17 protein-coding genes are annotated in these 23,363 nt (G+C 68.2%); 7 read left to right on the top strand and 10 right to left on the bottom strand.

Annotation, left to right across the window (positions count from 1 at the left end; all coding sequences use genetic code 11):
- Positions 1 to 85 precede the first annotated feature (85 nt).
- From AC5JDC_RS28865 to AC5JDC_RS28855, 3 genes are all read right to left on the bottom strand, one after another.
- Complete coding sequence (locus tag AC5JDC_RS28865) at positions 86 to 1,606, bottom strand: GMC family oxidoreductase (RefSeq protein ID WP_495846941.1); 1,521 nt, start codon at positions 1,604 to 1,606, stop codon at positions 86 to 88.
- Positions 1,607 to 1,610: 4 nt separating this feature from the next.
- On the bottom strand, positions 1,611 to 2,426 hold the full coding sequence (locus tag AC5JDC_RS28860) for an SDR family NAD(P)-dependent oxidoreductase (RefSeq protein WP_495846939.1): 816 nt from the start codon (positions 2,424 to 2,426) through the stop codon (positions 1,611 to 1,613).
- Between the two features lie 174 nt (positions 2,427 to 2,600).
- On the bottom strand, positions 2,601 to 3,707 hold the full coding sequence (locus AC5JDC_RS28855; RefSeq protein WP_495846937.1) for a M14-type cytosolic carboxypeptidase: 1,107 nt from the start codon (positions 3,705 to 3,707) through the stop codon (positions 2,601 to 2,603).
- A 356-nt stretch (positions 3,708 to 4,063) separates the two neighbouring features.
- On the opposite strand from AC5JDC_RS28855, the gene AC5JDC_RS28850 reads away from it, so the two are divergent.
- From AC5JDC_RS28850 to AC5JDC_RS28830, 5 genes are read left to right on the top strand one after another with little or no spacing between them, the layout of a single operon-like run.
- A complete protein-coding gene (locus AC5JDC_RS28850) occupies positions 4,064 to 5,620 on the top strand; it encodes an ABC transporter substrate-binding protein (protein WP_495846935.1) in 1,557 nt (518 codons plus the stop codon).
- 9 nt (positions 5,621 to 5,629) lie between these two features.
- A complete protein-coding gene (locus AC5JDC_RS28845) occupies positions 5,630 to 6,568 on the top strand; it encodes an ABC transporter permease (RefSeq protein WP_106770497.1) in 939 nt (312 codons plus the stop codon).
- A 1-nt stretch (position 6,569) separates the two neighbouring features.
- Positions 6,570 to 7,451, top strand: coding sequence for an ABC transporter permease (locus tag AC5JDC_RS28840; protein ID WP_495846932.1), 882 nt, complete (start codon positions 6,570 to 6,572; stop codon positions 7,449 to 7,451).
- A complete protein-coding gene (locus AC5JDC_RS28835; RefSeq protein ID WP_495846930.1) occupies positions 7,448 to 9,127 on the top strand; it encodes a dipeptide ABC transporter ATP-binding protein in 1,680 nt (559 codons plus the stop codon). The genes AC5JDC_RS28840 and AC5JDC_RS28835 overlap by 4 nt, the downstream gene beginning before the upstream one ends.
- A complete protein-coding gene (locus AC5JDC_RS28830; protein ID WP_495846928.1) occupies positions 9,127 to 10,320 on the top strand; it encodes an aminomethyl transferase family protein in 1,194 nt (397 codons plus the stop codon). Before AC5JDC_RS28835 ends, AC5JDC_RS28830 begins: the two co-directional genes overlap by 1 nt.
- A 64-nt stretch (positions 10,321 to 10,384) precedes the next feature.
- Here the strand turns inward: AC5JDC_RS28830 and AC5JDC_RS28825 are convergent, their stop codons facing one another.
- On the bottom strand, positions 10,385 to 11,209 hold the full coding sequence (locus AC5JDC_RS28825; protein ID WP_495846926.1) for an IclR family transcriptional regulator: 825 nt from the start codon (positions 11,207 to 11,209) through the stop codon (positions 10,385 to 10,387).
- A gap of 187 nt (positions 11,210 to 11,396) precedes the next feature.
- Positions 11,397 to 12,992, bottom strand: a complete 1,596-nt coding sequence (locus AC5JDC_RS28820) for a phytoene desaturase family protein (RefSeq protein WP_495846924.1) — start codon at positions 12,990 to 12,992, stop codon at positions 11,397 to 11,399.
- 297 nt (positions 12,993 to 13,289) lie between these two features.
- Between AC5JDC_RS28820 and megL the strand changes: the two genes are divergently transcribed.
- Positions 13,290 to 14,486 (top strand): methionine gamma-lyase, encoded by a 1,197-nt coding sequence (megL, locus tag AC5JDC_RS28815; RefSeq protein ID WP_495846922.1) that lies wholly within the window; start codon positions 13,290 to 13,292, stop codon positions 14,484 to 14,486.
- A 130-nt stretch (positions 14,487 to 14,616) separates the two neighbouring features.
- On the opposite strand, the gene AC5JDC_RS28810 is transcribed toward megL, so the two are convergent.
- From AC5JDC_RS28810 to AC5JDC_RS28795, 4 genes are read right to left on the bottom strand one after another with little or no spacing between them, the layout of a single operon-like run.
- A complete protein-coding gene (locus AC5JDC_RS28810; protein ID WP_495846920.1) occupies positions 14,617 to 15,981 on the bottom strand; it encodes an NAD(P)/FAD-dependent oxidoreductase in 1,365 nt (454 codons plus the stop codon).
- A gap of 11 nt (positions 15,982 to 15,992) precedes the next feature.
- Positions 15,993 to 16,850, bottom strand: a complete 858-nt coding sequence (locus AC5JDC_RS28805) for a sulfurtransferase (protein ID WP_495846918.1) — start codon at positions 16,848 to 16,850, stop codon at positions 15,993 to 15,995.
- Between the two features lie 50 nt (positions 16,851 to 16,900).
- Positions 16,901 to 18,916, bottom strand: a complete 2,016-nt coding sequence (locus AC5JDC_RS28800; protein ID WP_495846916.1) for a hydantoinase B/oxoprolinase family protein — start codon at positions 18,914 to 18,916, stop codon at positions 16,901 to 16,903.
- Positions 18,913 to 20,961: a hydantoinase/oxoprolinase family protein gene (locus AC5JDC_RS28795; RefSeq protein ID WP_495846914.1), complete on the bottom strand. Its 2,049-nt coding sequence runs from the start codon at positions 20,959 to 20,961 to the stop codon at positions 18,913 to 18,915. Before AC5JDC_RS28795 ends, AC5JDC_RS28800 begins: the two co-directional genes overlap by 4 nt.
- Before the next feature lie 236 nt (positions 20,962 to 21,197).
- Between AC5JDC_RS28795 and solA the strand changes: the two genes are divergently transcribed.
- Positions 21,198 to 22,361 (top strand): N-methyl-L-tryptophan oxidase, encoded by a 1,164-nt coding sequence (solA, locus tag AC5JDC_RS28790; RefSeq protein ID WP_495846912.1) that lies wholly within the window; start codon positions 21,198 to 21,200, stop codon positions 22,359 to 22,361.
- A gap of 281 nt (positions 22,362 to 22,642) precedes the next feature.
- Here the strand turns inward: solA and AC5JDC_RS28785 are convergent, their stop codons facing one another.
- The gene (locus AC5JDC_RS28785) at positions 22,643 to 23,203 is read right to left on the bottom strand and encodes a carboxymuconolactone decarboxylase family protein (protein ID WP_495846910.1); all 561 of its coding nucleotides are present in this window, start codon (positions 23,201 to 23,203) and stop codon (positions 22,643 to 22,645) included.
- Positions 23,204 to 23,363 lie beyond the last annotated feature (160 nt).

The raw sequence follows: 23,363 nt of genomic DNA, 5'->3' as shown, positions 1-23,363 counted from the left end.
ATTCACCAATAACTTTCCCCGGACAGCCCTGCCCTTGTGGGGAGGGGTTAGGGGTGGGGGTAAGTTTGTATGCGCGATCGCCGGCTCAAGCCGGCCAGCGGGCGATCAGCTCGGCGGCGCGGCGGCCGATCATCATGCAGGTCGGGGCGATGTTGACGCTGACTATGGTCGGCATGATCGAGGCGTCGGCGACGCGCAGGCCCGGCACGCCGATGACGCGCAGCTCGGGATCGACCACATTCCGCGGGTCGGCCGGATCGCCCATCCGGCAGGTACCGGCGGGGTGATAGCCGGTCGTCACCGTTTCGCGCACGAAATCGGCGATTTCCTCGTCGTCCCGGCAGTCCGCGCCGGGAGCAAGCTCGGCGCCGGCCCAGCCCTGCATCGCCGGCGCCGCGAACAGCCGGCGCGCGGCTTTGACGCCGCCCACCATGATGCGCATGTCGTAACCCTCGGGATCGCTGAAATAGGCCGGATCGACGGCGGGATGATCGTAAGGGCCGGGCGACGAGAGGCGCACGCTGCCCTCGCTTCTCGCCCGGTTGACCGTGAAATAGGCGGCGAAACCGAAAGGGGCGGATGGATAGCCGGCCGGTGCCGTCTGCTGCTCGAACAGCTCCGGTCCGAGCTGGATCTCGATATCGGGCCAGGGCGCATCCGGCTCGACGCGCTCGAACAGGACGCCGGCATAGTTCCAGACCTCGTCGCGCGCCAAGGGCCGCGTCGCCGCGATATTCACGCAGGCGGCGGGGTGGTCGAGCAGATGGCGCCCGACGCCGGGAAGGTGCCTGCGCACCTCAAGTCCGAACTCGCGCAGATGATCGGCCGAGCCGATGCCCGACAGCATCAGCAGCTTCGGCGTCTCCAGCGCGCCGGCTGACAGCACGACCTCGCGGCGGGCGCGGATCGGTCCGCGGCTGGTCTCGACGCCGGTCACTTCGTTGCCGGGCCCGAACAGCAGCCGCTCCACCACGGTCTCCGTCAGCACGAAGAGATTGGCCGGAAGGGAGGACGGCGGCCGCAGGAAGACGACCGACGTCGACTGCCGGTACGCTCCGGACTTGCTCATCCGGTAGTCGCCCATGCCGATATCGAAGGGGGTGCTGAAGTCGATGCGTTCAAAGCCGGACTGGCGCGCCGCGTCGAACAGCACGCGGTGCGAATCGAGGTCGGCCGCCTGGATCTCGACCTTGATGCTCGCCTCGAGCGCCTCGAAATGCGGAAGGATCGCGTCGGGTCCCCATCCCAGCGCGCCGGCGGCGGCCCAGTCGTCGAAATCGCTGGCAGGCGGCCGGAACCAGATGCAGGTGTTCTGCGAGGTCGAGCCGCCCAGCACCCGGCTCACCGGATAGCCGAAGCCCCCGTTTCCCCGCGTCGGCGGCACGATCGGGATGCGCGTTCCGAGCGGGCCGGTGGGAACCTCGCGGTAGCGCCGGAAATCCAGCACCTCGTCCTTGTCCGCGTCGCTCGGACCGATCTCCAGCAGCGCCACGCTGGCGCTCGTCCTGTCGGCCAGCGTCCTGGCGAGCACCGCGCCCGCACCGCCGCCGCCGACCACGACATAATCGAATTCCAGCCCGTGCACCGCCGATCGTCCCGCCTGCACCAGCCTATTTTCCGCCGCGCCGGCGCGCGAACTCTTCGCTACGCACCCGGTCGAAATCCGTCGGCTGGCCGGTGCGGGCCGTCAGCCCGCCGTCAGCAACCAGTGCCGCGCCGGTGACGAAGGAGGCCTGGTCGGAGGCCAGGAACAGGATAGCCTCGGCAAGCTCCTCCGCCCGGCCCATACGGCCGAGCGCGCAGGCCTGGTCGTATTGCGTAAAAGCTTCCGGCGGCAGCGTCGCCAGCATGCGCTCGGAGGCGACGGGGCCGGGGCAGATGGCGTTGACGCGGATGCCGTTCAGTCCCTCCTCCCATGCCAGCGACTGCGTCAGCGAGATGATGCCGGCCTTTGCCGAGTTGTAGGCGGCCCAGCCGGGATCGCCGCGCAGGCCCGAGATGGAGGCCATGGTGACGATGCTGCCCCTGCCCTGCCGGCGCATCGCCGGCAGTACCTCCTGGCAGGCGACCAGCGTGCTGCGCACGTTCAGCCGGTAGAGGCGGTCCCATACGGACAGATCGATGTCGGCGACGAGGCCTGGCGCGCTGCCGCCGGCGATGTTGATCAGCACGTCGACGCGGCCGGCCGCCGCCATCGCGGCCTGGAGGGCGGCGCGGAGCCTTTCCTCGTCCAGCACGTCGGCCTCGAGTGCGGACACTTTTGCACCGGAGGCGGACAGTTCCTCGGCCAGCGCCCGCGCGACGTCCGCCTTGACGTCCAGCGCGTAGACGGCCGCGCCTTCCGCCGCGAGCTGGCGCACGCAGGCAGCACCCATGCCGTCGGCGCCGCCCGAAACGATGGCGACCTTGTCCTGGAACCGAGCCATGATCCGCTCCTCTATGGCGGCGCCACAACGCGCCGGATTCGTCTCCCGGGAACCGCCCGGACGGCTCATGCGAGCAATGCAGATTATTCCGAATACCGCAACAGTCTTCCAAGGAATGCTACACTTCCCCCGGGAAGGACGGCGGGGAGCGTCGGCCGCAAGTCGCGGCCGCCTTCACGTCCGCTCGACGAGAGCGGCCGCGGTCGCCCGTCCGAGGGCGAGCGAATGTCGTGGGCTCCATATGTCCGGTGCGTCCCGCGCCCCCCGGTAGCGGCCGATCGGCAGTTCCAGCGTGATGGCGGCGGCGCCGAAGCGGCGCTCCACCGCCGGCGCGCACATGCCCGCAAGCAGGTCGGGCGACGGCGGCTCGCTCCAGGGATAGCGCCGGCCGAAAGCCACGTCGGAGGAGAACTCGGCCAAGCCATGCTCGAAGTCTTCGCGCAGGCGGGAGAGCCGCTCGGGCGTTTCCATCCATTCGTCGAGCACGTCGAGATAGACAGTGCCCATCTCGAAATCGGTATGGACGTCGAGCAGCACGTCGACGCCCCTGCCCTCCATCGCGTCGAGCAAAGTCGCGACCTCCGGGCACGCGGCGTGACCTTCGCCCCAATGGCGGTTGGGGTCCTGGCCCAGCGGGTTGGTGCGGAGAAATCCGCGGCGCATGCCGCCCGGATTGGCGACGGGGACGACGTGAAATCGTTTCCCGGGCGTTGCCGGCCCGCCTTTCAACAGCGCATCGACGAATCCTTCGGCGAACCAGAGCGCCGGGTGCTCGCTGCCGTGCTGGCCGCAAACGATCCATATCTGCCGTGCCGATGCGTCGCTACCGAGAGCGAACCTCGCCGCCCGCCCCGCCTTCGTGACCCCCGGCACGACCTGGCCGGCGGGACTGGCGGCGACCCGCTGCGCAAGCCTGGCAAGCCGCGCCTGCCGATAGGGCGGAAACAGGGCATAGGACACGACCGAACCTGGAACGGCATGCGAAAAGGTGACGATGCCGTCCGCATGAGCGGCACGAAGCGGCCTCCACCGTCCGCCGGCGGGCTGGACCCAGACGATGCAGTCCTCCCAGCCACGCGGATAGCTCGACGCGCCCGCATTGACGATGCGGATGGGCACAGCACCGTCGGCGCGGACGCGGAAATGAAACCACTGATACGCGCCGGTCAGCGGATCGGGCTCGATCTCGACGTCGAGGGAGTTGCCGTCGAAGGGGACGGCCAGCCGGCCGTTGCCGGAGGGGGAGGCGCCAAGCAGATCCGCGAATGGTTCGACCGTCATGCTCTCGTCTCCCTCACCTCTCCGCATGTCCGGCGTCTTAGCCGGGCGGCCCGCCGTCGCGACTGTAATCCTTCCGTCGAAACCGCATTTGGTCGGTTTTGCCATGTTTGCCGCCAACAAGAGCAATTCCATTGTGGCATGGCATGCCGTTGAGGACGGTTTGGCTTAACAGTCCAGGGCTTGCAATTGTATCAAAATAAAAAACCGTATTCCAAATACTGAGATTCTGGGCTAGCGTCCCCAGCCAGGGAACAGACGCAGCCGCCATCGTCGGCGCAGGTGATCACGCCTCGATTGGAGCACTCAGAGATCACGTGAGGCGCGCGGCACGGAGCCGCCGAGTTCAAGGGGGTTGCATGTACGGGAAAGACATTCTTCGGCTGTCGCGCCGCAAGGTTCTGGCTGGCACGGGGGCGGCTCTGGCGGCCGGCCCGCTTTCGGTGGCCCTGCATGTGCCGAAGAGCTGGGCGCAGGCCAAGACGCTGCGGATCGCGGCGGGAGAGGCCGACGGCGCCACCGGCACCATGGATCCGGCGCAGAGCACGGCCGATCCGGATGCCGCCCGCATCAACCTTGTGTTCGAGCGCCTGACCGTGCTCGACGACGCGTTCGCGGCCGCGCCGCAGCTTGCGAAGTCGTGGGAATCCAACGCCACCGGCGACGAGTGGACGTTCAAGCTGCAGGAAGGCGTGAAATTCCACGACGGCGAGGCGTTCACGGCCAAGCACGTCGTCCACACCTACAAGCGGCTGCTCGATCCGAAGACGGCGTCGCCCGGCGCCTCCTCGATGGCGGCGATCGATCCCGACGCCATCGCGGCGCTCGACGACCACACGGTCCGCTTCAAGCTGAAGACGGCCACCGTCGAGTTCCCGGCGCTGATCGCCAATCGCTTCACCTACATCCTGCGCGAAGGCCAGCCCGAGTCGGAGTTGCGGACGGCGGGCATCGGCACCGGGCCGTTCAAGGTCAAGCAGTTCGTGCCGGGCGAGGACGTCAGCACGTTCGTCAAGAACGAGAATTACTGGCGTCCGGGCCTGCCCAAGGTGGACGCTGTCGAGCTGCGCGCCATTCCGGAGGAATCGGCGCGTATCGCGGCGATCGAATCCGGGCAGATCGACCTCGTCTGGGATCTCGGCCGCGCCGGCGTCGCCGGCCTGCAGAAGAACCCCGACATCAAGGTGGTGACCACGCGCTCGCCCTTCGTGCTGACGCTGAGCTGCTGGGCCGACACGCCGCCCTTCGACGACGTCCGCGTGCGCCAGGCGATGAAATACGTCGTCGACCGCGAGCAGATGCTGCAGCTGGTGCTGCGCGGCTACGGCAACATCGGCGACGACAATCCGGTGGCGCCGTGGATCGAGTACGCGCTGCAGGCAGAGACGCGGGCGCGCGACATCGAGAAGGCAAAGGCGCTGCTGGCCGAGGCCGGCCATCCCGACGGCATCGACGTCGAGCTCTTCACCTCCGAGACGACGCCCGGCTTCATCGAGATGGCGACGCTCTACCAGGCCATGGCTTCGGAAGCCGGCATCCGCGTCACGCTCAACAAGGCCCCCGCCAACGACTACTGGAGCGCGGTGTGGCTGAAGCAGCCCTTCGTCTGCTCGTCCTGGTCGGGCCGCGGCGCCGACGACGCGCTCGCCGCGCCCTATCTGTCGACGTCGGACTGGAACGAGACGCACTGGAAGCGCCCCGAGTTCGACGCCTTCATCAACGAGGCGCGTGCCTCGACGGACGTCGCCAAGCGCACCGAGCTCTACCAGAACGCCCAGCGCCTGCTGCGCGACGACGGCGGCGCCATCATCTCGATCTTCCCGGACGCGCTGTCGGCGACCCGCGCCAACATCTCCGGCTGGAAGCTGCATCCGCAGCAGTCGACCAAGGATTTTTCCGAAGTCGAGATCGGCTGACCGTCGCCCATGTCGAGACTGGTGCTGACACGGATCGGGATGGCTTTGATCAGCCTTCTCGCCGTGTCGGCGATCATCTTCTGGTGCGTCGAGCTGCTGCCGGGCGATGCCGCCGAGCGCATCCTCGGCCGCAACGCCACGCCCGAGTCGCTCGCGCTGCTGCGCGAGACGCTGAACCTGCACCTGTCCGCGCCCGAGCGATACCTGACATGGCTGTCGAACCTGCTGTCGGGCGATTTCGGCACCTCGCTGGTCGCCGACCGGCCGGTGCTGGACTACATCGCCTCGCGCATCGCCAACACCGCGCTGCTGTCGGGCTTCGCGCTCATCCTCTACATCCCGATCTCGATCGCGCTCGGCGTGATCACCGCCATCAACCGCGGCAGGATGGCCGACCATGCGATCTCGGTCGTCGTGCTCATCTTCATGTGCCTGCCGGAATTCGTCATCGGCATCCTGCTGATCTCGATCTTCGCGATCAAGCTGGCCTGGCTGCCGCCGCTCGCCCTGATCGGCCAAGCGAACGGCTTCGGCGACCTGCTGCGGCTGATCGCCCTGCCGACCATCACCATCGTGGCGGCCATGTCTGCCTATGCGGTGCGCATGATGCGCGAGAGCCTGATCGAGGTGCTGGACTCCAGCTACGTGCTGATGGCGCGGCTGAAGGGGCTGCCCACCTGGCGCGTGCTCCTGTTCCACGCCCTGCCCAACGCGCTCGGGCCGGCGATCAACATCACCGCCCTCAACGTCGCCTGGATGATCGGCGGCGTGGTGGTCGTCGAGGCGGTGTTCGAATTCCCCGGCATCGGCCGGCTGATGGTGGATTCGATCAGCCACAAGGACGTGCCCGTCATCCTCGCCATCAGCATGGTGATGACCGGCGCCTACATCGCGACCAACCTGATCGCCGATGTGCTCGTCATCCTGCTCAATCCGAAGCTCCGCTAGGATGAGCGTGCAGCAACAGGATGCCGGGGCGCCGCGGGCGAGCTTGAGGCTGGCCCGTCCCGGCCTGTCGGCAAGCGGCTGGGTCGGCGCCGCCATCATCCTCGTCTATGTCGTGGTGGCGCTGACCGGGGCTGCCTGGGCGCCCTATGGCGCGACCGCGATCCTGACGGGCAGCCCGTTCGAGGGCGCCTCGCTGCAGCATCCCTTCGGCACGGACAATCTCGGCCGAGACGTGTTCAGCCGCGTCGTGCTCGGCACCCGCTCCGTTCTGACCATGACCTTCGCCGCGACCTTGCTCGCGGTGGCGGTCGGCGGCCTGATCGGCATCGTGTTCGGCTACCTGCGCAACTGGGTCGACGAGATCGGCATGCGCATCATCGACATCCTGATCAGCATTCCGACCCTGGTGCTGGCACTGCTCATCATCAGCGCGGTCGGCAACAGTCTGTGGCTGGTCGTGCTCACCGTCGCGTTCCTGTTCGCACCTCGCGTGGCGCGCGTGGCGCGGGCGGCGACGCTCACCGTCGTCACCAACGACTATGTCGCGGCGGCGCTAGCGCGCGGCGAATCCACGCTCAGCATCTGCCTGCGCGAGATCCTGCCCAACATCACCGGCGTCATGCTGGTCGAGTTCGCCATCCGCTGCGCCTTCGCCATCATCTTCATCGGCTCGCTCGGCTTCCTCGGCTTCGGCGCGCCGCCGCCGACGCCAGAATGGGGCCTGATGATCAACGAGGCGCGGGCCAACGCCACCAACTCGCTGTGGCCGGTGCTTGCGCCCGCCACCGCCATGGCGGTGCTGGTGATCGGCATCAACCTGTTCGCCGACGATCTCTCCCGGCTGATCGACCGTCCCGGCCAAAGCAGCGCGGAGGCGAAGTGACCGCCTCGCAGCCATTCGTCGCGCAAGTGAAAAGCCTGTCGGTCGACTATCACGGCGACCGCGGCTGGTCGCGCGCCGTCGACGGCGTCTCCTTCGAGATCGCCAACGGCGAGGCACTCGGGCTCGCCGGCGAGTCGGGCAGCGGCAAGACCACCGTCGCCTACAGCCTGATGGGCGAGCAACGCGGCGCGAGCCGCGTCGGCGGCGGGCAGGTGCTGTTTCGCGGCCGCGACATCTTCGCGATGCCGGAGCGCGAGCTGACCGCGATCCGCGGCCGCTCGATCGGCTTCGTGCCGCAGAACCCGATGGCCAGCCTGACGCCGTCGATGAAGGTCGGTCACCAGATCGGCGAGATGCTGACGTTCCATTCCGTGCCGGTCCCGCAAGGCGTCGGCGCACGCGTCGTCGAGCTACTGGATTCCGTCGGCATCCAACAGCCGGCCAAGGCGGCGCGGCGCTACCCGCACGAGCTGTCGGGCGGCCAGCAGCAGCGCGTCGCCATCGCCATGGCGCTCGCCTGCCGCCCCGACCTCGTCGTCCTCGACGAGCCGACGACCGGCCTCGACGTGACGACGCAGAAGCGCATCCTGCAACTGCTCGCCGAGCTCAAGCGCGAGACCGGCGTGTCGATGCTCTATGTCAGCCACGACCTCGCCTCGCTCGCGCAACTGTGCGAGCGGGTCGCTGTCATGCAGAAGGGCAGGCTGGTCGAGGTGGCCGACACGGCAAGCCTGTTCGAGCGGCCGCAGCACGACTACACGCGCAAGCTGATCGCCGCGATCCCGCGCATCGACCGGCCGCCCGCCGGCCACCCTGGCACGACCCCGGCCGGTGAGGACGAAGCGCCGAACCTGCTCGAGGTGGAAAACCTGACGGTCAGCTATGCCCGCCGCGGCCTGCTCGGCTTCGGCAAGTTGCCCGCCGGCGCCGACACGGTGAAGGGCGTCAGCTTCAGCGTCCAGCGCGGCCAGACGTTCGCGCTAATCGGCGAGAGCGGCAGCGGCAAATCGAGCATCGCTCGCGCCGTGGCCGGCCTGGCGCGGCCGCGCCTCGGCACCATCCGCTTCGCCGGCACGCCGCTGGCGGCGCTGGCGCGGCAGCGGCCCTTGCAGCTGCGCCAGAAGATCCAGATCATCTTCCAGAACCCGGACAGTTCGCTCAACCCGCGCAAGACGGTGCGCAGCATCCTGTCGCGGCCGCTCGCCATGTTCGGCCGGCTGGACGCCGCCGGGCGCGAGGCGAGGGTCGCCGAGCTGCTGCAGGCGGTGCGCCTCGACCCGGCCTATGCGGACCGCCGCCCGCACCAGCTCTCGGGAGGCGAACGGCAGCGCGTGGCGATTGCCCGGGCGCTCGCCGCCGATCCCGAGCTGATCATCTGCGACGAGATTCTTTCGGCGCTCGACGTGTCGGTGCAGGCGAGCATCCTGCAACTGCTCGAGACGCTGCAGCGCGAGCGCGGCCTGACCTACCTGTTCATCTCGCACGACCTGGCTGTCGTGCGCTGGTTCGCGCAGCAGATCGGCGTGCTCAGCCAGGGCGCCTTCTGCGAGATCGGCGACACCGAGACGACGCTGAGCGCGCCCTCCAGCCCCTACACCATACAATTGCTCGACGCCGTGCCGCGGATCGGCGCAAGCCCGGCAGCAGCGGCGTCCGAGCCCGAACGGAGACCCTGATGGAAGCCAAGAGAAGCGTGCCCTACGCCCGCACCGAATTCGCCAGCCTGACCGGCGTGCCGCCCTATGCACGCACCGGCATGCGCTCGCGCGCCGGCCTGAAGCGCACGGCCTTCTATCCGACGATCGGCGCCATCGCGACCGACTTCAAGCTGCACAACACCTATCTCAAGCCCGACCAGTTCACCGACGCGGTCGAGGAATACTGGGCCTGCCGCAAGGTCGCCGGCCTGTGGGACGTCACCGGCGAGGAGATCATCGAGATCGCCGGCCCGGACGCTCTGCCGCTGCTCGACAGCCTGGTTCCGCGCGACCTGACGCGTATGAAGGACGGGCAGTGCTACTATGCCATCATGTGCTACGACTTCGGCGGCATCGTCGAGGACGCCGTGCTGGTGCGCTTCTCCGCCGAAAAATTCTGGTGGATCGGCGGACCGGGGAACTCCGAGCTGTGGATCTACGCCCACGCGCAGGGCAAGCGCGTGACGGTGACAAGCCACCTCGACACCATCCATGTCGCCAGCATCCAGGGCCCGCAATCGCGCGACATCCTGCAGAAGGTCTGCGCTGCCGACCTGTCGCGCGTGCCGTTCTACTGGTCGGTGGAGACCGAGGTCTGCGGCGCACCGGTCGTCATCTCGCGCACCGGCTACACGGCGGAGCTCGGCTACGACATCTACGTGCCGGTCGGGCACGGCGCAAAAATGTTCGCCGAGCTGTGGGACCATTGCCGCTCCGCCGGTGTCAAGCTGGCCGGGAGCCGCGCGCTCAACCTGCGGCGCATGGAGGCGTCGATCCTCAATTTCGGCCACGACTTCGACTGGCAGCACAATCCGACCCAGGTGGGGCTCGGCTGGATGATCAACGAGAGCAAGGGCGGCTACCGCGCCAGGGACCTGCTGGTCAGAGTCAAGCAGGAAGGGCCGGCGACGCAGCTCGCGGGCCTCAGCCTCGCCGGCCCGGAGGTCCCGATCGACGGCGACCGCGTGACGCTGGACGGCCGCGACGTCGGCTTCGTCACCTCGGCGACGCTGTCGCCGCAACTCGGCCATCCCATCGCCATCGCCTTCCTGGAGACGCCGGCCACCAGCCACGGCACCGCCCTGCGGGTAGTGGCGGGTGATCGCAAGCTCGCCGCGACGGTCGTGCCGATGCCGTTCTTCGACCCGGAGCGCAGGCTTTCCAAGGTGTGATGCGGGAACGAGGGCGCTGGAAGCGGGCTCTTGGTGTCAGAGCGAGGCAAAGCCGGCATCCGGGCTATTCGACGGTGGCCGCCTTGCGTGCCCGGGCGGCCGTCTTCCTCGGCGCGGCCGTCGCAGCGACGGCCGTCGGCTCCACCACGCCGAAGCCGAGATCGGCCTCGATCCGCCGACCTGCGGTGAGGACGGCGCGGATGGTGGCGTCGATGTCGCGCTGGCGCATGCGCTCCTCCGGGCCGGCGACGCCGATGGCGCCGATGACCTCGCCCGACGGGCTGCGGATCGCCGTGGAGAAGCCGAGCACGCCGGCACGGTACTCGCCGCACGTCTCGGAGTAGCCGCGCTGGCGGATCAGCTCGAGGTCGGCGCGAAGCTCAGCCGGGGTGCGCACGGTGTTCTCGGTGAAGCGCTTGAGATTGCCGCTGACGCGGCGGATCGTCTCCTCCGGCAGGTAGGCGAGCATGGCCTTGCCGGTCGAGGAGCAATAGGCGGGGGCACGGTCGCCGACATTGACATAGGTGCGCACGGCATGGATGCCGTCGGCCTTGTCGAGGTAAAGAACCCCCTCCCCGTCGAACACCGAGAGATGCGTGGTCTCCTCGGTGACTTCGGCCAGCTCGCGCAGGTGACGGGCGGCATAGGCCCTGAGATCGAGCCGGGAATAGACGCGCACGCCGAGCTCCCACAGCCGCAGCGTCGCCTTGTAGGTGCGAGCATCCGCGTCGCGCGCCACGTAGCCGCATTCCTCGAGGGTGCGCAGCAGCCGGTGGACGTTGCTCTTGCTCATTCCGCATTCGGCGGCAAGATCGGTCAGCGTGCGGCTCCCCGGGCTGCGCGCCAGCGCCTCGAGCACCTTGAGGCCTTTGACGACCGTGGTTTCCATCCCGTTCTCCCGACCTCGGCTTCGGCAAACCGTGCCCGGTTCTTCAACCGGCACGGCCGCTCATCCGCTTCCTGTCGAAAGGCTGTAGCGCGGCCCGCGAAAAATTCCAATATTTGAAACGAACCTTCAGTTTCCGCACGCAGCGAATCGACGCGGCAGACCAGTTCGCCGCGTCTCGCCGGCCCCTTCACCTGCCCCTTCGCCCGAGCCTTCCAAGGACGACCCGCGCCGCATTGTAGCCGGGCACGCCAGTGACGCCGCCGCCCGGATGGTTGGAGGCGCTGCACAGGAACAGGTCGCGCACCGGGGTGGAGTGATCGGCGAAGCGTGGCACGGGGCGCCGGAAGAAGAGCTGGCTGAGCCTCAGGTCGGCATGGTGCGGATTGCCACCAGGCAGGCCGAACTGCTCCTCGTAGTCGGCGGCGAGCATGACGTGCTTGTGCAGGTAGGTGCCCGGCCAAGTCGGCGCGAACGCCGCGATCGTCTCCAGCACGCGCCCCACGACCGCCTGCTTCGTCGCCTCGCCGTGGTCGGCGCCCGGACCTGAGGGGATGTGGCCGCCATAGATGCTGAGCAGGTGATGACCTTTCGGGGCGAGCGATGGATCGACGACGGACGGTGCCTGGACGGTGAGATAGGGCCGCCGCGACGGCTGCCCCGCCTGAAGATCGGCAAAGGCCTGTTCGAGATAGGCGACGCTCGGCGCGATCGTCACCTGGGACGGATCGCCCTGGCCGTATCCGGAGGCCTCGATGCCTTCCCATTTCGGCAACTCCTCCACGGCGAGATGCACCTTGAAGGCCGTCGCCTGACCGCCGAAGCCGCGGATGCCGCGCAGGAATTCCGTGGGCAGCGCCTTCTCGTCGACGAGGTTCAGGAAAGTGTGCCTGGCCGACGCGTTGGAGATGACCAGCCGGGCGCGGATCTCGTCGCCGTTCGCCAGCACCACGCCCTCGGCCCTGCCGTCGGCGACGAGGATGCGGGCCACCTCCACATCCACCCGCGTCTCCATGCCGAAGCGCGCGCCGGAGCGGGCGATCGCCTCGGTGACGGCGCCCATGCCGCCGCGCACCAGGCCGGTGCCGCCGGCGGGCGTGGTGTTGTCGCGCAGATAGCCGCGCAGCAGGAAATAGGCGGTGCCTTCGGTATGGAAGCCGACGCTCTGGCCCGAGCCGCCGGCGGGGTAGTAGCCGAGGATCGCCTTGACCGCGTCGGACTCGAACCAGCGGCTCAGATAGTCGTAGGCACTCATGGTCAACAGGTCGGCCACGTCGTGGAAGCGGCCGACCATGCCGCGGTTGCGCCACGCGAACATGGCCATGTCGCGCAGATTGCGCGGCCCGAGCACACTCGGATCGAACGGGATCTCCCACATGAGTTGCCGGAAGATCGGCCCGAGCCGCGCCAGATGGTCGAGATAGTCCGGATAGGCCGATGCGTCCTTGCCGGAGAACCGTGCGAACTGCTTGGCCAGGCGGTCGGTCTCGCGCCAGAGCACTATGGGGCCGGCGCCCTCGATCGGCTGGACGATCGGCGGCGTCGCCAAAACCTCGTAGCCGAACTTCTGCAATTCGAGGTCGAGGATCACCCGCGGCTGCAGCAATCCCAGCATATGCGCGGCGGTGCTGACCTTGTAGCCCGGCCAGACCTCCTCCGTCACGCAGGCGCCGCCGAGCAGCCCGCGCTTTTCGACCACGCAGACCTTCAGCCCGGCCTTGGCCAGGTAGGCGCCGCAGACGAGGCCGTTATGTCCGGCCCCTACGATGACGACGTCATGCTTCATGCTGGTTTCTTGCTCTCGCTCGCGGCTGGTCCGGCGTGACGGTGCCACATCGCGCCGCCGTGAAGCCCGCGCTGGGCATCACTTCAACGGATGGGATTTGTTCCGAATAATGATATACTGTCGTGTATGTTGACATTTTTGGCGACCAGGTGCTAGCTCTTTCTCCCGTGGCGCCCTTGTCTTCGGCGTCTTCCGTGAGCACTTGAACCCGGCATGCGGCGGGCGACCCATCCGCGGATGGCGACGCGCCACGGGACTTGCAACGCTGCCGCCGTCGGCCGAAGGAAGGACATCGCCATGACTGCGAGACGCAACCGGCCGCAGGGCTTCTCCACCCGGGCGATCCATCTCGGCTACGATCCCGCGGAGCATGACGGGGCGCTGACGCCACCCATCTACATGACCTCGACCTTCGCCTTTGAGACGGCCGAGGCAGGGTCGGAAATGTTCCGCGGCGAGCGCGCCGGCTACATCTACGGGCGCACCCGCAACCCCACCCAGACCATCCTCGAAGAGCGCATGGCGAGCCTGGAGGGTGGCGAAGCGGCGATGACGGCGGGCTCCGGCATGGCCGCCATATCGAGCGTCATGCTCACCATCCTCAATCCGGGCGACGAGGTGATCGTCGACCACACGATCTACGGCAACACCTTCGCCTATTTCACCCAGGCGCTCACCCGCTTCGGCGTGATCGTCCATCTCGCCGACTTCACCCGACCCGAGACGGTGGCGGAACACGTCGGCGAGAAGACCAGGGCGGTCTTCTTCGAGACGCCCGCCAACCCGAACCTGCGCGTCATCGACATCGCAGAGATCGCGCGCATCGCCGGCCGCGCCGGCGCGGTCGTGATCGTCGACAACACCTTCGCGACGCCGGCGCTGCAGCGGCCGCTGGAATTCGGCGCCGACGTCGTCGTGCATTCGGCCACGAAATATCTGGGCGGCCATGGAGACCTGCTCGGCGGCATCGTGGTCGGCACGGCCGACATGATCAAGCAGGTGCGGACCACCGGCCTGCGCTGGATGACGGGCGCGACGCTGTCGCCCTTCAACTGCTTCCTGCTGCTGCGCGGGCTGAAGACCCTGGAGCTTCGTCTGGAACGGCATTCGGCCTCGGCCATGGCGGTCGCCCGGCTGCTGGAAGACCATGGCAAGGTCGCCAGCATTTCCTATCCGGGGCTGGAATCCTTCCCGCAGTTCGACCTCGCCAGGCGCCAGATGTCGGCGCCGGGCGGGCTGATCGCCTTCGAGCTCGACGGCGGCATGGACATGGGCATGGCGTTCATGAACAAGCTGTCCCTCGTCACCCGGGCGGTCAGCCTCGGCGACACGGAAACGCTCATCCAACATCCTGCCTCGATGACCCACGCGACCTACGGCCCCGAGGAGCGCGCCAGGCACGGCATCGGCGACGGCCTGCTGCGGCTTTCCGTTGGGCTGGAAAACGTCGACGACATCCTCGACGATCTCGACCAGGCGCTGAACGCGCTCTGAACCGGAACGGCCGTCAGCCATCGCCGGCGACGGCAAGGGCGTCGCGGCCGGTGACGGTGAAACCCATCGACACGAAGCGCTCAGCCGCCGTCTCCAGGGTCGGCGACCGGTGGCATGATCGAAGCCAGGATCATTTTTCGTCCTCCTTCGGCTGTCGGGACATGCTCGCGGTGCGCGAAAACCGGTCGAGGCGAAACGCCGCTGGGTCGACGCAGGGCGGCTCGCCGCAGATCATCTCCGCCGCGAGCCGTCCCGCCCCCGGCCCGATGCCGAAACCGTGGCCGGAAAAGCCGGTCGCCATGAACAGGCCGGAGACGGCGGTGACCGGACCGATCACCGGCAGCGCGTCCGGCATGACGTCGATCAGGCCGCCCCACCGGCCGGCAATGCGCATGCCGGCGAACACCGGATAGGCCTCGGCGATTTTTTGCGCCGCCTCCCTCAGCACCCAGCCGGCCGGCTCGGGATCGGCGATGCGAACCTGCTCGAACGGCGTGATCTCGTCCGGCTGCCAATGCCGGGCAAGGCGCGCCTCCTCGACGAAGCGGCGGCCGATGCGCAGCCGCAGGCTGCGCAGGCCGGCTGCGAAGGCCGGGCGGAAGTCGGAGAGCAGGCGGAAACTGTCGGGAACGATGTCGAAGATCGTCGCGTCGGCCTGCGAGACGATGTAGCCGCCGTCGCGCCGCTTGCGCCAGCCGAAGCGCCGGCCGGCGACCGAGACTTCCGGCCCGCCCGGCAGGGGATGCGTGCGCATCACCGAGCCCATCACCTTGAGCTGCGGCAGGTCGATGCCGAGATTGCCGGCGAACAGGCGCGACCAGATGCCGGCGGCCAGAAGCACGGCGCCGCAGGCGATCGGCCCTCTTTCGGTCACGACCCTGGAAAGCCGTCCGCCCTGCGTTTCGATGCTCCTGACCGCGCATCCGGAATGGATGCTCGCGCCCGCGGCCTTTGCCGTCCTAGCGATCGCGGCCGCCGCCGTGTCCGGCTCGGCGCCGCCGTCGGACGCGGTGTAGAGACCGCCCCGCCCCGGCTGCGCGCCGCCCGGCACCAGTTGCGCGGCTTCCGCGGCGGTGACCATCCTGCTGTCCAGCGCATGCGGCCGGACCGAAGCGAGCCATGCCTCGTAGCCCGCCTCGTCGTTGCGGCTGCGGCCGCCGAGATAGAGGATGCCGGTGGTGCGGAAGCCGGTGTCGAGCGCCCCGAACACGGCCGGGTCGCGCCAGTCGCGCATGCTCTGCCGCATCAGCGGGATTTCGGCGGGATGGCGCAGCGTGTTGCGGCACCAGCCCCAGTTGCGCCCCGACTGCTCGCCGGCGATGGCGCCCTTCTCGCAGAGCGCTACCGACAGCCCGCGCCGCGCCAGATGCCACGCCGCCGACACGCCGACGATGCCGCCGCCGATGATGACGACGTCGACCGACTTCGGCAGGACGGCGTCCGGCGCGACCTGGCGCAGTTGCAGGGCGTAGCGCGAGGCGTCGAGGTCGCCCATGCCGGCCCGCGTCAGGCCTTTTTCGCCGCGCCGGCGGTCAGCTTCGGGGTATCGTCGCGCTGCCCCCATTCATGCCACGAGCCGTCGTAGAGCTTCCAGTCCTTGTTGCCGGCACGCTCGATCATGAAGCCGAGGATAGCGGCGGTCACGCCGGAGCCGCAGGTGGCGATCACCGGGCCGCCGACATCGGCGCCGGCATCGGCGAAGACTTTCGCGGCGGTTTGCGCATCGACGAAGGCAAAATTGTTCGCCGGATCGAAGAATTTCTGCCAAGGCGTATTGATCGCGTTGGGCATGTGGCCGCTGGCGACGCCGGGATAGCCGGAGCCTTCCGTCCCGTCGAAGCGGGCGGCGGTGCGCGCGTCGACCACGGTCGTGCCGCCATCGAGCGCGGCCCGCACATCGTCGGTGCCGGCGACATGGCCCGGCTTGAGCTTCGCCTCGAACACCACCGGAGCGACGTCGGGCGCGCCGCCTGCCTCGACCGGCCTGCCTTCAGCCAGCCATTTGCGGAAGCCGCCGTCGAGGATGCGCACCCTGCTGTGGCCGAAGACGCGGAACATCCACCACAGCCGCGCCGACACGTAGCCGGAATCGTAGACGACCACGGTGGTGTCGTTGCCGATGCCGAGGGCGCTGACCTCCCTCGCCCAGAGTTCCGCCGAGGGCAGCATGTTGACGTAGGGGGAGCCGGGATCCGACACCGCGCCGAGGTCGATGAAGCGGGCGCCAAGGATGTGGCCGCGACGGAAATCGTCGACGGCATGCTTGCCGGCCTCCGGCAGGTACCAGGAGCAGTCGAGCACGACGAGCCCCGGCTCGCCCAGATGTTCCGAGAGCCAGTCGGTAGTCACAAGCCATTCGCTCATCGTCGTTCTCCAGCAAGGGACGGAAAAACGGAGCCGTCCGGCCCGCGGCCTCAGCGCCGCGCCGAAGCCCCGCGCCGGCCGGGCGAGCGCAGCGCCGCCAGCAGGCCGGGCACGTCGGCCGCGCTCACGGTCTCGCCGGCATCGAGCCTGCGGTCGATCTCGGCGTAGAGCGCGCGGTAGGAGGTCTGCCGCTGCACGCGCGGCATGTCCTGGGTGATCTCGCTGACGGCGTCATGCAGCGCGGCCGGCCAGCGCGCGTGATAGGCGTCGCGCGCCGGGCCGAAGTCGAACTCCTTGAGCGGCGCGCCGTCGCGGGCGGCGCGCATCTTCCCGCGCAGCGCCTCCGTCGCCGCGCGATCGAGCCCGTCCTTCAGCGTGCCGACTACGCCGTATTTTTCACGGGCGGTATCAAGCGACACATATTCGTCGAGCACATCCTCCCACACCGTCGCCGCCGGCCGCTCGAGCGGATCGCCATAACCGCCGCCGCCCTGCGTGCCGAGGCGCAGCACATCACCGGCATCCATCTCCAGAATGTCGATCTTGCCGATGTCGCGCGGGTCGTCGCCGTCCGGGTTGAGGAGGGTGTAGCCGGTCGTGCCCGGCGTGCCGCCCTTGCGGCCGGCCGGCGGGAACAAATAACGCTCCATGTTGCGCGCGGTGATGGTGGTGAACGGCACGTTGGTCTCGAACTCGACGATCGAGCCGGTGCCGCCGCGGTAGCGGCCGGCGCCGCCCGAATCGTCGCGCAGCGAATAGCGGCGGATCAGGAGGTTCGGCATCTCGTGCTCGAGCAGCTCGGTCGGCACGTTCTTGAGGAAGTTGAGGATGACCATGGTGCCGTCGACGCCGTCGTCGACCGGCCGGCCGCCGGAGCCGCCGACCAGCGGCTGGATGACGCTGACCCTGGTCTCGCCGGTCGCCATGTCCGGCACCGATACCAGCAGGATCGAGCCCTGGCCCGAGTCGGTTGCCGGAAGCTGGTCGGGCACCGCCTGCGACAGCGCGCCGATGATGACGTCGCAGACCTTGTGCGAGGTCGAATAGCGCCCGCCATAGGCGGCGCCGGCCTCAGGATTGATGATTGTGCCCCTGGGGATGTGGACCTTCATCGGCCGCACCAGCCCGGCATTGTAGGCGATGCCGGGCTCGCGCGTGCACAGCCAGTTGACCACGCCGGTGATCAGCATCCAGTGGCCGTCCTTGCTGAAGCTCGGCAGGTTGAGCGCGGCGCGCACCTGCGGCGCCGTCCCGGTGAAGTCCATATGCATCTCGCCGCCGCCGATGGTCAGCTTCAGGTTGACGCGCAGCAGCCCCTGCCCGACCATGTCGGCCTCGATGAAGTCGCTGAAGCGGTAGACGCCGTCGGGCACGGTCGAAATGACCCGCCGGGCCTGCGTCTCGGCGTAGTCCATCACGTCGACGATGCCCTGGCTGATCTTCTCGGGTCCGAAGCGTCCCAGCAATTCCTTGACCCGCCGCTCCGCCGTCGACAGCCCGGCGATGCAGGCCTTCATGTCGCCCCAGTTCTGGTCGGCGGTCCGGGTGTTGACCAGGAACATCTTCAGGAAGGTTTCGTCGAGCCTGCCCTGGTGGAACAGTTTCTGCGGCGGAACGCGGACGCCTTCCTGGTAGATCTCGTGGCTCGACGGCGCGATGCTGCCCGGCACGCGGCCGCCGACATCCGACATGTGGACGAAGGTCCAGGCGTAGCAGATCAGCCTGCCGCCGTGGAAAATCGGCTTCCACAGGAAGATATCGTTGAGATGGGTGCACATCCCCCCGGTCGCCTCCGGGTCGTTGGTCATGAAGATGTCGCCCTCGCGCACGTCGTCGCCCATCGCCTTGACGGCGTCGTCCATCGGCATGCCGACCATCATCAGCACGCCGTAGCGGCGCGACGCGGCGAACACCTCGCCGCCGGGGCTCACCAGCACCGCGCCATAGTCCTGCGTTTCCTTGATGAAGACGGTGTGCGCGGTGCGGAACAGCGCCTGCGCCATCTCGTCGACGATCGCCTGGAAGCGGTTGCTCAGGATCTCCAGACCGATCTTGTCCTCGATCATTTCAGCCGCTCCCCGACGAGATTGAACCAGTCGTCCACCGTCACCTCGAAACCTTCGGGCACGTAGACCGTCGTGTCGTACTGCTCGACCACGGCAGGCCCGCGGAAGCGGTCGCCCGGGCGAAGCGCCGAGCGCTGCAGGACGGCGCCGGTGACGGCCCTGCCCTGCTCGTAGATCGGGCGCGACGAGGCCGGCTTGTCGCCGGCCGTCGCAAAGGGGCGCAGGTCGTCGAAACCGGGCTTTCGGGTGACGCCGACGATCTGCACCCGCGCCTCGAGGATACGGATCGGGTTGCTGCGGTCGGCGAAGCCGTAGACCAGCTCGTAGCGGTCGTGGAACCAGCGCTGCAGCGCTTCCACCGACAACGGCTCGTCCGGGAAGACGACGTTCAGCTCGAAGGACTGGCCGACATAGCAGATGTCGGCCGAGCGGATCAGGTAGGTCTCGGTGACATCGACCTGCTGCTTGTCCAGCCAGTCGCGGGCCTCGCCCTCCAGCGTCGCGTAGCAGCCGGCCAGCGTCTCGTCGGAGAGTTCCCGCGCCTCCTGCCACAGGCTGCGCACGAAGTCGGCGCGCAGATCGGCGACCAGGCAGCCTAGCGCGCAGAGCAGGCCCGGCGTCGGCGGCACCAGCACACGCCGCATGTTGAGCTCGCGGGCGAGCATGAAGACATGCGTCGGCCCGGCTGCGCCGTAGGCGAGCAGCGAGAAGTCGCCGGCGTCGACGCCGCGCCGGGCGAGCTGCGGCACCAGCTCGGCATAGATGTTGGCGGTCGCCACCTGCAGGATGGCGTCGGCGGTCTCCTCCGGAGTCTTGCCGAGACGCTCGCCCAGCGTCGCCAGCGCGGCGCGCGCCTTGTCGATGTCGAGCTTCATCTCGCCGCCGAGCAGGCCGCCCGGCGCCATGATGCCGAGCACCGCATAGGCATCGGTGACGGTCGGCTCGGTGCCGCCGCGCCCGTAGCAGGCAGGCCCCGGCCGCGCGCCGGCGCTGCGCGGCCCGACCTTCAGCACGCCCTCCGCGTCGAGCCAGGCGACGGAGCCGCCGCCGGCGCCGATCGCCGACACGTCGACCGCCGGCAGCAGCACCGGGAAGTCGCCGATGGTGTTCTCGGTGGAATAGGGTATCTCGCCGTCGACGACGGCAATGTCGACGCTGGTGCCGCCCATGTCCAGCGTGATCAGGCGCTCGTCGCCGATCATCCTGCCGATGAAGGCGGCGCCGATGACGCCCGAGGCCGGACCGGACAGCAGCGTCTCGACCGGCCGCTCGCCGGCGGCCTCGACGCTCATCACCCCGCCGTTCGACTTGGTCGAGAAGATGCGGGTCGCCAGGCCGGCGCGCTTGGTCTTGTCCTCCAGCGTGTCGAAATAGGTGCGCATGCGGGCGCCGATATACCCGTTGATGACGCTGACCAGGCAGCGCTCGTATTCGCGCTGCTGCGGCCAGAGGTCGGACGACGCGATGACGTAGAGGTCGGGGAACTCCTCCAGGATCCAGGTTTTCGCCTGCTGCTCGTGTGCCGGAAAGCGGTAGGAATGCAGGAAGCAGATGGCGATGTTCGAGGCGCCCTGCGCGACGAGGTGACGAGCGGCGGCGAGCACGTCGTCGCGCCGGATCGGCACGACCACCTCGCCGTCCTGCGCGAGACGTTCGTCCACTTCGGCGACGCGGCGGCGCGGCGCCAGCGCGCGCGGACGCGGAAAGAACAGGTCGTTGGCCTTGGGAAGCCGCAGCCGCCGCAGCTCGAGGATGTCGCGAAAGCCTCTGGTGGTCAGCAGCCCGACCTCGGCGCCGTCGCGCTCCAGGAGCGTGTTCACGCCGAGCGTCGTGCCGTGCGAGAAGTAGGCGATCTCGGACGCAGCAATGCCGTGGCGGGCATCAAGCTGGTCGAGACCGGCGATGATCGCGTCTTCCGGGTTCTGGCGGTTCGACGGCACCTTCAGGGCAACGAGCCTGCCGCTATCCTCCTCCATCAGCAGCACATCGGTGAACGTGCCGCCGATGTCTACGCCGAGGCGGTAACGCATGGACTTCTGGCTCATGGCCGGAAACGCTCCTTCAAACTGCAATGCGCGGCCGGCGGAAGGGTCGCGGCCGCCGCGGGGCCCGGCCCACAGGGCAGCCGGTATCCAGCTCGGGCACGCCTCGTTGCAGCAGACTTTACCCGCGCGAGCGCAGAATGAAAGGCAAATTGTATCGTATTTCGGATCATTGTTGTGATATTTGGAACTTCGACGCATCGACGACGCCGGCTATGACGGGATCCGGGAGCTAGGCCATGAAAGACAGCTATACCCATGTGGTCCTCGGGCTTGGCGGGCTTGGCAGCGCCGCCTGCTACTGGCTGTCGCGCCGCGCCGGCACCGACGTGCTGGGCATCGAGCAGTTCGAACTCGGCCATGGGCGCGGCGAGTCGCAGGACCATTCGCGCATCATCCGCAAGACCTACCATACCGTCCCCTATGTGCGGTTCGCCGAGCACGCCTACGAGGCGTGGGGAACCGTCGAGGAGGACAGCGGCGAGCAGCTCGTGCTGAAGACCGGGGAGCTGAATTTCTGGCCGCCGAAGACGACGCTCGACGAAGCCGCCTACAACGAGAGCATGGCGGCATGCGGCGTGCCCTATGACATCCTCGACGCGGCGGAGCTGCGGCGACGCTTTCCGCAATTCCGCTTCGACGGGGACATACATGCCGTCTACCAGCCCGACGGCGGGCTCGTCGGCGCCATCAAGGCGAACGAGGCGCATCGCCGCCTTGCGCTGCGCAACGGCGCCACCCTTCTGGACAACATGCCGGTGAAGCATATCCGCCCGGTCAACGGCGGCTACGAGATATCGGCGGGCGGACGAACCTTTTCGGCGGAGAAGATCGTCGTCGCCGGCGGCCCGTGGACGAACCGGCTGCTCGCCCATTTCGGCCTGGAACTGCCGCTGAAGGTCACGCACGAGCAGGTGACCTATGTCGACAGCCCGCATCTGGAGGAATTTTCGCCCGACCGTTTCCCGGTATGGATATGGATGATCCACGACAATTATTACGGTTTTCCGGTCTATGGCGCCGCGGGGGTCAAGATCGCGAAGGACCGCTTTTCCCCTACCGATCCGGACAGCCGCGGCTTCGATCCGGACGCCGGCAACGAGCGGGACGTGCTGCGCTTCCTCGAAGACCACATACCGACGGCGGCCGGCCCGGTGCTCTACACCAAGACCTGCCTGCTCACCCACACGCCGGACGCTGACTTCGTGCTCGACCGCATCCCCGGCCATCCGAACTGCGTCTGCGTCGTCGGCGCCACGCACGCCTTCAAGTTCGCGTCCGTCATCGGCCGCACCCTGTCGGAGCTTTTGATCGACGGGCAAACCCCCGCCGACATCTCCGCCTTCCGCTTCGACCGGGCGGCGCTATCGCTGCCGGGTGTGTGGAACCTGCCGGAAAGCTAGCTCGAAAGCCCTGAACTCCGACCTTTGAAGTTTCTCGCGAGCCCCCTCTCCGTCTCGCCCTTCGGGCTCGACACCTCTCCCCACATTCGTGGGGCGAGGAACCCAGGCTGGAGAGGCGCCGGCATCGCGGTAGCGGTTCCTCGCCCCCACGAATGTGGGGGAGAGGTGTCGAGCCCGAAGGGCGAGACGGAGAGGGGGGCGCTTCACTCGTCAGAGCTTGAGTTGAAAGGCTCCCCTCGTCTGCCGAACCGAAGCCAAACCAGCGCGGCGCTTCGCCACCATCAGGCAGCGTTCGCCTTGGCTCCGGCAATATCGGCCGCCGGCAGCAGGTCGTCGTCGATCGGAATGCCGAGCGTGGTGTTCAGCCGGTTGGTCGCAAGCATCGCCGAGCCGTAGGCGACGACCTCCACGACGGTTTCCGCACCGTATCTGGCTTCCAGCAACTTCAGCGCGGCCGGCGGCGTGGCCTTGTGCGCGACCGGCTCGCCTGCGATGCGATGGGCGATCTCGATCAGCGCCGCCTCGTCGTCGGTCGGCACGTAGCCGTCGGGATCTACGCCGTGCGCCTTGAGCGCGCGGCGGAAATAGAGCGAGCACAGCAGGCAGTGCGAATCCTCCGAGATCGCCAGCGAGAACACGTCGACGGCGCGCGCGCCGAGGCGCGAGCGCAGGCTCTCCTTGAGCGGCAGCACCGCGCCGAACAGGCGGAACGCCGGCGCCGAATGCAGCAGCACACCCTTCATGTTGGTGACCCGCCCTGCCCGCTCCTGCTCGGTCCTTGCCAGTCCGGCAAGCTCCGCCGGAGCGTCGGGTGAATGCCAATCGAAGGAGGAAACGGACATGGGGAGCTACTCTTGGGTTGTATTCCGGACGGCCGCGGAGAGCCGTCCGAACGCCTGACATCGCCCGAAATAAGACAAGCGCTTGCGAATGTGAAGGTTTCGGCCTTGGATTATCCATGGCCCAGAAGTGACCCGCGCTTGCTTCCCCTTGGCCGCCGGA

It is taken from the genome of Kumtagia sp. (genome assembly GCF_059502445.1).
The sequence above is the reverse complement of the archived record's forward strand: the minus strand, read 5'-3'. Positions and strand labels throughout refer to the sequence as shown.